Origin of the sequence: Pseudoalteromonas xiamenensis, from assembly GCF_017638925.1 — a bacterium.
GTDB classification, from domain to species: domain Bacteria; phylum Pseudomonadota; class Gammaproteobacteria; order Enterobacterales; family Alteromonadaceae; genus Pseudoalteromonas; species Pseudoalteromonas xiamenensis.
Genome location: NZ_CP072133.1, coordinates 78,236 through 91,409, shown reverse-complemented (window position 1 = coordinate 91,409; position 13,174 = coordinate 78,236). Strand labels below are relative to the sequence as shown.

Genomic DNA, 13,174 nt, shown 5'->3' with positions numbered 1-13,174 from the left:
CATGCAAACCCAATATAGTGGCGCCAATGAAGACAGCTAGAGGGACAAAATCATGGCTTCAATGAATTTACACCGCGTATACATACCGACCAATGCACGTAATAACCAATACATTCTGGCCGAGTTTAAGCCTGAAGATTCTTTTTATCGTTATTTTGACGACTTGGAAAGTTGTTATGAACGTGTTGCGCGCCAGCTATTTGCACTTTGTGATGAATATGAATTGCATAATGTTCATTTAATTGCGAATGACAAGTTGCCTGTTGTGCGTTTTCACGAAGAAGCATATGCAATGCAAACGGAAAAGCAGATTCTATTTTTCTATAATCCTCGTTATCACGAAGCACATAAAAGCTATTTTGACTCAACATGGAAAGCACGCAAAATACGCATTTTATTTTTGGCTACAGGTGAGGAGGCTCCGCGCACAAGCAGCAAACTTCCACGCAAAAGTCCGTAAGGTGCTTACTGAGCTAAAAAGCGTACTACCAGAATCGAACTTCAATTTTAGGGTTCGTGATCATCAGCACTTAACGTATGATTTGTTTTCAAAAGCAAAAGGCAATAAAGAAAGTTACGGCTATAAACTGCGCGCGCTCTACCCTCGCTATCAGGCAAGAAATTGCCAACTGCCTGCCGAGCATTCAGAAATGACTTACGTCACGTTTAATGTGCCGGTCACACGTGCAGTAAAAACAGAGTTTAATACTAATGCGAACGATGGTAACTACAGCAGTTTTTATAACGAAGTAGCAGATAAATTCCAAACAGCTTGCGCAGGTAGACAACTAAATCTATATGCCATGGTAGCAGACGGTAAATTACCTATTGTACGAAGCAGTAAACTCGATAAGTCCGATACCAATCGTGAGTTGCAAAAGTTAAGTTTTGATACAAATTCCGATGAAAAGCAAATCAGCATTATTTTCAACGAACATAAGCTTACTGAAATGATGCATTTCGTGATTGTGGCCAAGGCGTCTGACAAGCATGACATGGGCTATGGCAAATTCATGAATAACGTCGAATCAACCATTAGAGATTTCGCAAGTCAGTTGCCTATTTCACCAGAAAAGCAGGACCTGAACGTACGTTTCTATCAGCACATTAGTTACGACTTCTAACTGACAATCAACAAGAAAAAAGCCAAAACGTTAGGCTACGTTTTGGCTTTTTTGTTTCCTGTTCGAATGCCCGCGAAATGCGTTGTCAATTTGTACAAGCAACGTGGTCAGGCCTTGATGGGTATAGCGTATAACTTTCGTGTTGAATTTCACTTCGTCATCCACCATTTGTTTCGTCTTTAAGAGCAATTTTTGCTTGACCGTATCAAGGCGAGCTTCAACACCTTCTGCAGAAGGACTCACACATAAAATCACAAATTCCTCACCGCCACTTCGTACAATAATATCTTGGGATTCTCTAAAACTTTCCTTCATTGCAGCCGCAAGTTGCCTTAAAACTTCATCACCGACTAAATACCCATATTTGTCATTAAACTTTTTAAATTCATATAAATCCAGAGTAACTAAACAAAACCCTTTATGATCCGCAATTAACTTTTCCAGTCGGTTATGGAGATACAACCGGTTGAATAAGCCTGTTAAAGGATCTTTTGAAAAATATTGGACTTTACTAAGTCGGAACTGTCGCTGGAAATACCAAAATATTAATGCACTGAACACAGTCACTATAAACACCAAGATATAGGCAAGTGTGAGCGATTTTTCTTGCTGGAGCTTTTTTAACTCGACTTCTTGGGTAGCCAATTTTTGGTCAGCTAAGGCCAATTGCAATTTATGCTGTTCTGCTTCGTAGAAGCTTTTTGCTTCTTGTTCGAGAATAGCCTTAGTTTCCAATTCTGTTTCTTCCAATAGGTCAATATATTGCGCATATACATTGGCTGCTCGTTCAAAAAACTTGGCTTTTTCTAATACATTCGCTTTTAGACGTAAGGTTTGACGCAAATAACGATTGTTTAGCGGGCTGTGATAACTCTCTATGAGCTTTAACGCATCATCGACTCTATCAAGTGCACGATTCGTTTGTTGCAGTGCAGAATATGCTTTGGCCTGATTATTCCTCAGTACTATCAAATGGGCAGGATTAACAATTGCCGTGTTTTCATATAATTGAGCCTCTTCAAAATAGTTAAGCGCTTTTTTATACTCTTTGTTAGCTAAAGCTACTTTGCCAAGTCCAGATGGATTCCAAAATTTATACCTTGGTAAGTCAAATTGCACCGATACATCTTTCATCTCGCTATAGCACTCTTGAGCTTCATGAAGTAACTCTTTCCTTAGCAAGATCATGCACAGGTTGTATTTTGCTGGTAATCCATCGAGTATGTTATTTGATAATTTCGCCAAGCTGTCGGCTTGATAAGCGAGACTCAATGCCCTTTTCGTAATACTTTAGGCTTGAATAATAGGCGGTAAGCGCGTCAACAACAGTAAGCTTTGTCGTTGCTGACACATTGTTTCGCAGGATATACGAATGTGCATCTTCTAACACTTTAATCGATTCGGAGTATTCTTCACGCCAGATCAAAATGATGCCTTCAATTGCAGCAACTCGCGCCAACTGTTCAGCATCATCAAGGCTTTCGAATATACTTTTTGCTGCACTAATCAACGACTTTGCGTTGTCTAAATTACCCTGTTCAATATCGAAATATGCCCGATAAGTGTAGAAATAACCAGTACTCCACCCACCAGATGAGTCAACTACGTGTTCTTTTGCCTTATCAAAGTAAAGTTTGGCTTGCCCAATTTCACCTTTGAAAAAGCTAATTCTCGCGACCAAAGTATATAAGTACACTTTTTCAGAATCAGTCAGTTTCGCATTTTCTATCTGATTCAACAGCATCGATTCGCTAACAATTGGCGACGTTAAGACTTGGTGTTCGAGAGTAAGTCGTTTAGGCAATTCATCCATACCTGGTGCTGCGCTACAATCAAAAGCGACACTAAATAAGAACAAAGCAAGACAGAGGAATATTTGACGTTGCACAGTCAGACCGATTTGGTTTTTTATGAGTATAGTTGACTGTTTAGAAATGAAAAAGGCCCCGAAGGGCCTTTTACTGGTTGATTACCAACCTGCTTTATCTTTAAGTGCAGCACCGATATCTGCAAGAGAACGAACTGTCTTAACGCCAGCAGCTTCAAGAGCAGCAAACTTCTCGTCAGCTGTACCTTTACCACCTGCGATAATCGCACCAGCGTGACCCATACGCTTACCAGCTGGAGCAGTAACACCAGCAATGTAAGATACTACAGGTTTAGTCACGTTATGTTTGATGAACTCAGCCGCTTCTTCTTCTGCGTTACCACCGATCTCACCGATCATAACGATAGCTTCTGTTTGCGGATCGTCTTGGAACATCTTCAATACGTCGATAAAGTTAGTGCCCGGAATTGGGTCACCACCGATACCAACACACGTTGATTGACCAAAGCCAGCGTCAGTTGTTTGCTTAACTGCTTCGTACGTAAGTGTACCAGAGCGTGACACGATACCAACCTTACCTGGAAGGTGGATGTGACCAGGCATGATACCGATCTTACATTGACCAGGAGTGATTACACCTGGGCAGTTTGGACCAATCATACGAACGCCAGTTTCTTCTAGCTTAACTTTAACGTCAACCATATCAAGTGTTGGGATACCTTCAGTGATACAAACGATCAACTGGATACCAGCGTCGATTGCTTCAAGGATTGCATCTTTACAGAACGCAGCTGGTACGTAGATAACAGACGCTGTTGCGCCAGTTGATTCTACTGCATCACGCACTGTATTAAATACTGGAAGACCTAGGTGAATTGTGCCGCCTTTACCAGGAGAAACACCACCAACCATTTGCGTACCGTACTGAAGCGCTTGCTCAGAGTGGAACGTACCTTGACCACCAGTGAAACCTTGACAGATTACTTTAGTGTCTTTGTTAATTAAAACTGACATTATTTGCCCTCCGCTGCTGCAACTACTTTCACAGCTGCATCTGTTAGCGACTCAGCAGCGATGATGTCTAGACCTGAGTTAGCTAAAACTTCACGACCTAGTTCTGCGTTCGTGCCTTCAAGACGAACAACTACTGGAACGTTAACGCCAACTTCTTTAACTGCACCAATGATACCTTCTGCGATCATGTCACAACGTACGATACCACCGAAGATGTTCACTAGAACTGCTTTCACGTTGTCATCAGATAAGATGATCTTGAATGCTTCAGCAACACGCTCTTTAGTCGCGCCGCCGCCAACGTCTAGGAAGTTAGCTGGTTTGCCACCGTGTAGGTTTACGATGTCCATTGTGCCCATTGCTAGGCCAGCACCGTTAACCATACAGCCAACGTTACCGTCTAGTGCAACGTAGTTAAGCTCAAAGCTTGCAGCGTGCGCTTCACGAGCATCTTCTTGTGATGGATCGTGGAATTCACGGATTTTTGGTTGACGGAACAATGCGTTGCCATCAACACCGATTTTGCCGTCAAGACAGTGTAGGTTGCCTTGATCTGTGATTACTAGAGGGTTGATTTCTAGTAGTGCGAAATCGTAGTCGATAAACATGTTCGCAAGACCCATAAAGATCTTAGTGAACTGTTTAACTTGGTTAGCGTCAAGACCTAGTTTGAATGCTAATTCACGGCCTTGGTATGCTTGAGGACCAACTAATGGATCAATTGCCATTTTGTGGATCAATTCTGGTGTTTCTTCAGCAACTTGCTCGATCTCAACACCACCTTCAGTAGATGCCATGAACACGATACGACGAGTCGAACGGTCTACAACAGCACCTAAGTATAATTCGTTTGCAATATCAGTGCAGCTTTCTACAAGGATCTTAGCAACCGGCTGACCTTTCTCATCTGTTTGATAAGTAACAAGGTTTTTGCCTAGCCATTTTTCAGCGAATGCTCTGATTTCGTCTTTACTGTCAGCAAGTTTAACGCCGCCAGCTTTACCACGGCCACCCGCGTGAACTTGACATTTAACAACCCACTTGTCACCACCGATCTTTCCGGCAGCTTCTACCGCTTCTTGAGGGGTATCACAAGCGAAGCCCTCAGACACTGGTAAACCATATTCGGCAAACAGTTGTTTTGCCTGGTACTCATGCAAATTCATGATGCTTTATCCAATTTTTTGTACTAAAAAAGCTGAATATTTATGCAAATAATCAGCTATCCCAAATTGCACGCCTAGTATAGATCCCATAGGCTCTCAAGAAAACCCCAGTTAGACCAAAGGCGCAAAAAAAAAGCTGCACATTTTGGTGTGCAGCTTATTTTTCAATCTATTGATTACACATCTAATAGTAGACGTGTTGGATCTTCCAATAGTTCTTTAATCGTCACTAAGAAACCTACTGATTCCTTACCATCGATTTGACGGTGATCATAGCTAAGTGCTAGATACATCATTGGCAAAATTTCAACTTTACCGTTTACAGCCATTGGGCGGTCTTGGATTTTATGCATACCCAAAATCGACGCTTGTGGCATGTTGATGATAGGCGTTGAAAGAAGTGATCCAAAAACACCACCGTTCGTGATTGTAAAGTTACCACCAGTCATGTCTTCAACAGTCAACTTGCCATCACGACCTTTAATTGCAAGATCTTTGATGCCTTTTTCAATTTCAGCAACTGACAATTTATCACAATCGCGTAATACAGGTGTTACAAGACCACGAGGTGTAGATACCGCGATGCTTACATCAAAATAGTTGTGATAAACGATATCGTCGCCGTCGATTGACGCATTCACTTCAGGGAAGCGTTTTAGCGCCTCAACGACTGCTTTAACATAGAAAGACATAAAGCCTAAACGAATACCATGGCGCTTTTCAAACACGTCTTGGTATTGCTTACGAAGGTCCATGATTGGTTTCATGTTTACTTCGTTGAATGTTGTAAGCATCGCTGTAGAGTTTTTGGCTTCTAGCAAACGGTTTGCAATTGTCTTGCGTAGACGTGTCATTGGTACACGTTTTTGAGTACGTTCACCAAGTGCTACTACTGGTGCCGCTGGAGCTGCTGCTTTTGCAGCTGGCGCTGCTGGTGCTTTTAGGAACGCTTCAACGTCTTCTTTCGTGATACGGCCGCCTTTACCAGAACCCTTGATTTTCGATGCATCAAGACCTTTCTCTGCGATCATGCGACGTACAGAAGGTGTTAGTACGTCATTGCTGTCATCGCTTGCAGCTGGTGCTGATGTCGCTGGAGTCGCTGCTGCAGGTACAGCACCTGCAATCAATTTGCCGATGATTTGCTCAGCAAGAACCGTTTCGCCTTCAGCGTGAATGTGCTCACCCATTACGCCATCTTCGGTCGCAACAACTTCAAGAACAACTTTGTCTGTCTCGATGTCGACTAGGTTTTGGTCGCGTTTAACCGCTTCACCTGGTTGTACGTGCCAAGTTGCAATCGTAGCGTCTGCTACTGATTCTGGAAGTACTGGTACTTTAATGTCCACTTCTTTACCTTCTGATGCTGATGCCGCTGCAGGCTGTTCGTTGTTTGTCGCTGGTGCTGCAGGTTTATCGCCCGCGACGCCTACTAGTGCGATAACTTGTTGGCCAAGTACTGTCGCACCTTCTTCATGTAAAATTTCTGTAATTACGCCAGCTTCTGGCGCAACGACTTCTAAAACTACTTTATCTGTTTCAATATCAACCAAGTTTTGGTCACGTTCAACCGTGTCACCAACACTTACGTGCCACGTTGCAACTGTTGCGTCGGCAACTGACTCTGGTAGCACTGGAACTTTAATTTCAATAGCCATCATCTATCCCTTATTTCTCGATAGTTAGTGCGTCAGCAACCAACGCTGCTTGTTCTTTGTTGTGCGTAGATAAGTAACCACACGCAGGTGCTGCAGATGCTTTACGACCCGCATACTTAAGCGTCGCACCTTTAGGAATTGCATCCCAGAAATGGTGTTGCGAACAATACCAAGCACCTTGGTTTTGTGGCTCTTCCTGGCACCAAACGAAATCACGTACGTGTTGGTAACGAGCCATGATTTCATCCATTTCTTTATGTGGGAATGGGTATAATTGCTCTACACGTACAATCGCAACGTTGTCTTGTTCCGCTTTACGACGCTCTTGCAATAGGTCGTAATAAACTTTACCGCTACAGAAAACAACGCGTTCTACTTTCGCCGGGTTAATATCATCGATTTCATCAATCATATTTTGGAATACGCCGTTTGCCAATTCATCCAATGATGAAATTGCCAAAGGATGACGAAGTAATGATTTCGGTGTCATAACAATCAGAGGACGACGCAGTGGACGTACTGATTGACGACGTAGCATTGCGTAAACCTGAGCTGGTGTTGTTGGAACACACACTTGCATGTTGTGGTCAGCACAAAGTTGTAGGAAACGCTCTAGACGTGCAGAACTGTGTTCTGGGCCTTGGCCTTCATAACCATGTGGAAGCATGATAGTCAAACCACATAAGCGGCCCCACTTTTGCTCACCTGAACTTAAGAATTGGTCGAATACGACTTGTGCGCCGTTTGCGAAGTCACCGAACTGAGCTTCCCAAAGTACTAATGACGTTGGTTCTGCTGTTGCATAGCCATACTCAAACGCAAGTACCGCTTCTTCAGACAGTACCGAATCGTAAACTTCAAATGCACCTTGTCCTTCACGAACGTGTTGCAATGGAATGTAAACAGACGCGTCTTTTTGGTTATGAACGACCGCGTGACGGTGGAAGAAAGTACCACGACCTGAGTCTTGACCTGTCATACGAATGTCAATACCAGCATCAACAAGCGTTGCATAGGCCAACGTTTCTGCCATACCCCAATCAAGCGGCTTTTCACCCGCTGCCATTAATTTACGATCTTCGTAAATTTTAGCAACGCGAGAATGTGCTTTGTGCCCTTCTGGGTAGCTCGCTAAGTTTCCGCCAATTTCTTTCAGCTTTTCAACTGGTAGAGATGGGTCATATGCGGTATCCCAATCATGGCCAACAAACTTAGACCAGTCAGATGAGTGTTTAGTGTCTTTTTGAATTTCTTCAACAACACAAACACCAGTATCCAAACCGTTACGATAATCTTCAGCGAGTTGTTTTGATGCATCAGAGCTAATAACACCTTCAGCAGCCAATTTTTCTGCGTAAATTTCGCGTGGCACTGGGTGTTTTTTAATTTTTTGGTACATCAATGGCTGAGTTGCGTTTGGCTCATCGGCTTCATTGTGACCATGACGACGGTAACACACTAAATCGATTACAACGTCACGACGGAATTGGTTACGGAAATCAAGTGCAACTTGAGTAACAAATGCCACCGCTTCAGGGTCGTCAGAATTCACGTGGAATATTGGTGCCTGAACCATTTTTGCAATGTCAGTACAGTATTCTGTAGAGCGAACATCTTCTTGTTTCGACGTAGTAAAACCTAATTGGTTATTTACCACTATACGAATAGAGCCACCTACACCAAAAGCACGTGTCTGTGACAGATTGAATGTCTCTTGAACAACACCTTGACCTGCGATTGCAGAGTCACCGTGAATTGTTACCGGTAACGCTTTTGAACCTGTTTTACAGTTCAAACGGTCAAGACGAGCACGTACAGAGCCCATAACTACCGGGTTAACAATCTCAAGGTGCGATGGGTTAAATGCAAGCGCCATATGCACGTTGCCACCCTTAGTCGCGAAGTCAGACGAGAAACCCATATGGTATTTAACGTCACCCGAACCTGCTGACTCACCATATTTGCCTGCGAACTCATCAAACAACACTTGTGGGTTTTTACCCATAACGTTGATAAGTACGTTTAAACGACCACGGTGTGCCATACCGATGACAACTTCTTCCTGCCCGCTTTCACCAGCGCGATGGATAAGCTCTTTTAGCATTGGTACAAGCGCATCACCGCCTTCTAGCGAGAAACGTTTTGCACCAGGGAATTTTGCACCGAGGTATTTTTCAAGGCCGTCTGCTGCTGTAAGACCTTTTAAAATACGAAGTTTAGTGTCGGTATCGAATTTAGGCTGAGAAAATGCAGATTCTAGGCGTTGCTGTAACCAGCGTTTTTCTTCTGTAGAAGTAATATGCATGTACTCTGCACCGATAGATCCACAATAGGTCTTCTTCAGCGCGTCGTACAAGTCCTTCAGCTTCATCGTCTCTTGACCTGAAGCAAAAGAACCAACATTGAATTCTTTTTCGAGGTCTGCGTCAGTTAATTCATGATAATCAAGTTCAAGGTCACGAACACGTTCACGCTTCCAAAGACCAAGAGGGTCTAAATTCGCGTTTTGGTGGCCCCTGAATCTAAAGGCGTTAATTAACTGCAGCACTCTAACTTGTTTCGCATCGCCAGCACCTTCAGATGCTACGATCACTTGCCTGTGCTTATTAGCAGCAAGTTCTGCGAATTGTGCTTTTACTTCCGAATGTTTAACTTCAACATCAACACCCTCAACTCTGGGTAGTTGGTCAAACACCTCTCGCCACTCTACTGGCACAGAAGTCGCATCATCAAGATACGCCTCATACAAATCTTCAACGTAGGCAACGTTACCGCCATATAAATGTGAAGATTCTAGCCATGCCTTCATCACACCTTCGTGCATTTATTAGCCCTTTCTCTAGCGCAGATATTAATCAGACAAAACAAGATGGCAAGCTTAGCTTGCCATCTTACGGTGTTAAATATGTATTAAACCGCTCGGTTTAACAACATAGACTTAATGTGACCGATAGCCTTAGTTGGATTTAGGCCTTTTGGACACACGTTAACACAGTTCATGATACCGTGACAGCGGAAAACGCTGAACGCATCATCTAGACCAGCTAGACGCTCGTCAGTTGCCGTATCACGGCTATCCACTAGAAAACGATATGCATGTAGTAGACCTGCTGGACCGATGAACTTGTCTGGGTTCCACCAGAACGAAGGACAAGACGTCGAACAACAAGCACACAGGATACACTCGTACAACCCATCAAGCTTGTCACGTTCTTCAATAGACTGTAAACGCTCGCCAGCTGCTGGTGTATCGTTAATTAAATACGGCTTAACTTTTTCGTATTGTTTGTAGAACTGAGTCATATCGATGACTAAGTCACGAACAACAGGTAAGCCAGGTAATGGACGGATAACAATTTTACCCTTGCCGCCTTTTTGCAAAGCTGACACAGGTGTAATACATGCTAGACCATTTTTACCGTTCATGTTGATACCGTCCGAACCGCACACACCTTCACGGCATGAACGACGGAAAGATAATGTTGGATCTTGCTCTTTCAATTTTAAAAGAGCGTCCAAAATCATCATGTCACGGCCTTCTTCCACCTCAAGAGTGTAATCCTGCATATGTGGTGCATTGTCCACATCAGGATTGTAACGATAAACAGAAAATTCTAATGTTGCCATCGTTTAGCTCCTAGTAAGTACGCGCTTTAGGTGGGAATGCTTCACGAGTCACTGGCGAGAAATTAACTTCACGCTTGGTCATTGACTCAGAACCTGGATTGTACACTGAGTGACATAACCAGTTCTCATCATCACGATCTGGGAAGTCAAAACGACAATGTGCACCACGGCTTTCTGTACGGAAATTCGCTGCCACTGCTGTTGCAAACGCAGTTTCCATCAAGTTGTCTAGTTCTAGACATTCGATACGCTGAGTATTGAATTCCGTTGATTTGTCATCAAGACGCGCGTATTGCAAACGCTCACGAATCGTCTTAAGTTGTTCAAGACCTTCGTTCATCGCTTCACCTTCACGGAATACCGAGAAGTTTAATTGCATACACTGCTGTAGATCTTTCTTGATTTGTACTGGATCTTCACCTTGACCAGGTTTAGACGTTTCCCAACGATTGAAACGAGCAAACGCAGCTTCAAGATCAGATTCAGAAGCTTCTTTCGTTGCTTGCGCTTCATTTAGGTAAGTACCTAGGAAGTTACCAGCTGCACGGCCGAATACAACAAGATCTAGTAGAGAGTTACCGCCAAGGCGGTTAGCACCGTGTACTGATACACACGCAATCTCACCTACTGCAAATAGACCTTCAACTACTTTAGTTTCGCCATTTGCACCAACATTGATAACTTGACCATTAACGTTTGTTGGAACACCACCCATCATGTAGTGACATGTTGGGATTACTGGAATTGGCTCTTTAGCTGGATCAACGTGAGCGAACGTTTTAGAAAGGTCACAAACGCCTGGAAGACGTAAGTTAAGCGTTTCTTCACCTAAGTGATCAAGCTTAAGTTTAATGTGTGGACCCCAAGGACCGTCACAGCCACGACCTTCACGGATTTCAGTCATCATTGAACGTGCAACAACGTCACGAGACGCAAGGTCTTTCGCGTTTGGTGCATAACGTTCCATAAAACGCTCGCCGTCTTTGTTTAGAAGGTAACCACCTTCACCACGACAACCTTCAGTTACAAGAACACCGGCGCCCGCGATACCCGTTGGGTGGAACTGCCACATTTCCATGTCTTGCAATGAGATGCCTGCACGTGTTGCCATACCAACACCGTCACCAGTATTGATGTGAGCATTGGTAGTCGATGCGTAAATACGACCTGCACCACCTGTTGCAAGAACAACAGCGCGAGACTTGAAGAATACAACTTGGCCAGATTCGATGTCGATTGCTGTACAACCTACTACATCACCATTGTCGTTCTTAACTAAGTCTAATGCATACCATTCAGAGAAAACGTTTGTTTTGTTTTTAACGTTTTGTTGGTATAGACAGTGTAGCAAGGCGTGACCTGTACGGTCAGCTGCTGCCGCAGTACGAGCTGCTTGCTCGCCACCGAAGTTTTTCGATTGACCACCGAAAGGACGTTGATAAACACGGCCATTCTCAAAACGTGAGAATGGAAGACCCATGTTTTCAAGCTCAGTGATTGCTTCTGAATCCGTTTTACACATGTATTCAATTGCGTCTTGGTCACCGATGAAATCAGAACCTTTAACCGTATCGTACATGTGCCACTCCCAGTTGTCCTCGTGAGAGTTACCAAGAGCTACCGTAATACCACCTTGAGCAGACACAGTGTGTGAACGTGTTGGAAACACTTTAGAAATAAGCGCACACGTTTTGCCTGACTCAGAAATCGCAAGCGCTGCACGCATACCAGCACCACCGGCACCGATTACGACAGCATCAAATTCATAGACAGAATAATTCACTTAAACACCCCACAGAACGAATAAACCAACAGCTACGTAAGCAACCGCCATTAGGTTCAAAACGAAGCTCAGAATCGAACGCATTGTGGAACATTTAACATAGTCAGTAAGTACCTGCCAAAGACCAATGCGTGCATGAGCCATGATGCAAACTAACGTCACTAACGTAGCAGCCTTCATAAACAGGTTTGAGAACAAACCAGTCCAAGCTTCGTAAGTAAGTTCAGGAGTTAGTATTAGATAACCAACAATGAAAATCGCGTAAGCCGCGATTACCAATGCAGTAGCACGCAACGACACATAGTCTTGTACGCCATCACGCTTTAGAGTTGCTTGATTTAAGACCATATCCACACTCCAGCTAGGATTGCTAAGATTACCCATAGCGCCAGTGCAGCGATTGCGCTGCTATTGCCTGATTCCAAATCTTCCCAGTAACCCATGTCTTGGATCATATGGCGGAAACCGCCAATAATGTGATACGCCAAAACAGTTACAGTACCCCAGGCGATGAATTTAGCAATAAAGCCAGTCATTAAGCTTTTTACCAATTCGAAGCCTTCAGCCGAAGATAGAGATTCAGACCATGCCCAGATTACGAACGTTAAAGCGAAGAACATTGCCACACCGGTGACACGATGTAGGATCGACGCTTTAGCCGTTGGAGGCATTGATATAGTCGTTAGATCTAGATTTACAGGTCTTTGCTTTTTCACAGTTACTTGCCCATCTTGCTCACAAGGAGCCTCATCTACTTGTTTTTATAAAACCCATTTGTGCAAAAACAACAAATGGCACACCTTAAATAAACCCAACGAGGAAACATGGTTAGTGCTTCTGTTGAACATCAGGTTTACCCACAGACGATACGGTTTAAAACCACTGACAGTATATAAGCGTACGCACGCTTTTACAATTCTTGTTTAGATTGAGATGCTTGCGAATTAGCCAATGGTATAATATTTAAACGTTAT

The 13,174-nt window shown here is 43.6% G+C and carries 10 protein-coding genes and 1 pseudogene; 1 reads left to right on the top strand and 10 read right to left on the bottom strand.

Features of this window, described 5'->3' with window-relative positions; all coding sequences use genetic code 11:
- The first annotated feature begins 52 nt into the window (after nt 1-52).
- A pseudogene (locus tag J5O05_RS00615) lies at nt 53-1,124 on the top strand (DUF3083 family protein).
- A gap of 30 nt (nt 1,125-1,154) precedes the next feature.
- On the opposite strand, the gene J5O05_RS00610 reads toward J5O05_RS00615, so the two are convergent.
- From J5O05_RS00610 to sdhC, 10 genes are all read right to left on the bottom strand, one after another.
- On the bottom strand, nt 1,155-2,396 hold the full coding sequence (locus tag J5O05_RS00610) for a GGDEF domain-containing protein (protein ID WP_208843150.1): 1,242 nt from the start codon (nt 2,394-2,396) through the stop codon (nt 1,155-1,157).
- On the bottom strand, nt 2,350-3,012 hold the full coding sequence (locus J5O05_RS00605; protein ID WP_208843149.1) for a hypothetical protein: 663 nt from the start codon (nt 3,010-3,012) through the stop codon (nt 2,350-2,352). The genes J5O05_RS00610 and J5O05_RS00605 overlap by 47 nt, the downstream gene beginning before the upstream one ends.
- Before the next feature lie 81 nt (nt 3,013-3,093).
- Nucleotides 3,094-3,966 (bottom strand): succinate--CoA ligase subunit alpha, encoded by an 873-nt coding sequence (gene sucD, locus J5O05_RS00600; protein WP_208843148.1) that lies wholly within the window; start codon nt 3,964-3,966, stop codon nt 3,094-3,096.
- The gene (gene sucC, locus J5O05_RS00595; protein WP_208843147.1) at nt 3,966-5,132 is read right to left on the bottom strand and encodes an ADP-forming succinate--CoA ligase subunit beta; all 1,167 of its coding nucleotides are present in this window, start codon (nt 5,130-5,132) and stop codon (nt 3,966-3,968) included. Before sucC ends, sucD begins: the two co-directional genes overlap by 1 nt.
- A gap of 176 nt (nt 5,133-5,308) precedes the next feature.
- The gene (gene odhB, locus J5O05_RS00590; RefSeq protein ID WP_208844435.1) at nt 5,309-6,790 is read right to left on the bottom strand and encodes a 2-oxoglutarate dehydrogenase complex dihydrolipoyllysine-residue succinyltransferase; all 1,482 of its coding nucleotides are present in this window, start codon (nt 6,788-6,790) and stop codon (nt 5,309-5,311) included.
- 10 nt (nt 6,791-6,800) lie between these two features.
- The gene (locus tag J5O05_RS00585) at nt 6,801-9,614 is read right to left on the bottom strand and encodes a 2-oxoglutarate dehydrogenase E1 component (protein WP_208843146.1); all 2,814 of its coding nucleotides are present in this window, start codon (nt 9,612-9,614) and stop codon (nt 6,801-6,803) included.
- Between the two features lie 86 nt (nt 9,615-9,700).
- Entirely contained in the window at nt 9,701-10,417 is a 717-nt protein-coding gene (locus tag J5O05_RS00580) for a succinate dehydrogenase iron-sulfur subunit (RefSeq protein ID WP_208843145.1), read from the bottom strand.
- A gap of 10 nt (nt 10,418-10,427) precedes the next feature.
- A complete protein-coding gene (gene sdhA, locus J5O05_RS00575; protein WP_208843144.1) occupies nt 10,428-12,200 on the bottom strand; it encodes a succinate dehydrogenase flavoprotein subunit in 1,773 nt (590 codons plus the stop codon).
- Nucleotides 12,201-12,548, bottom strand: a complete 348-nt coding sequence (gene sdhD, locus J5O05_RS00570) for a succinate dehydrogenase, hydrophobic membrane anchor protein (protein ID WP_208843143.1) — start codon at nt 12,546-12,548, stop codon at nt 12,201-12,203.
- Entirely contained in the window at nt 12,539-12,916 is a 378-nt protein-coding gene (sdhC, locus tag J5O05_RS00565; RefSeq protein ID WP_208843142.1) for a succinate dehydrogenase, cytochrome b556 subunit, read from the bottom strand. Before sdhC ends, sdhD begins: the two co-directional genes overlap by 10 nt.
- Nucleotides 12,917-13,174 lie beyond the last annotated feature (258 nt).

What these genes read in the sequence shown, in the direction of transcription:
- sucD (WP_208843148.1), bottom strand. Translation starts at nt 3,966, where the DNA reads ATGTCAGTTTTAATTAACAAAGACACTAAAGTAATCTGTCAAGGTTTC.
- sucC (WP_208843147.1), bottom strand. Translation starts at nt 5,132, where the DNA reads ATGAATTTGCATGAGTACCAGGCAAAACAACTGTTTGCCGAATATGGT.
- odhB (WP_208844435.1), bottom strand. Translation starts at nt 6,790, where the DNA reads ATGGCTATTGAAATTAAAGTTCCAGTGCTACCAGAGTCAGTTGCCGAC.
- J5O05_RS00585 (WP_208843146.1), bottom strand. Translation starts at nt 9,614, where the DNA reads ATGCACGAAGGTGTGATGAAGGCATGGCTAGAATCTTCACATTTATAT.
- J5O05_RS00580 (WP_208843145.1), bottom strand. Translation starts at nt 10,417, where the DNA reads ATGGCAACATTAGAATTTTCTGTTTATCGTTACAATCCTGATGTGGAC.
- sdhD (WP_208843143.1), bottom strand. Translation starts at nt 12,548, where the DNA reads ATGGTCTTAAATCAAGCAACTCTAAAGCGTGATGGCGTACAAGACTAT.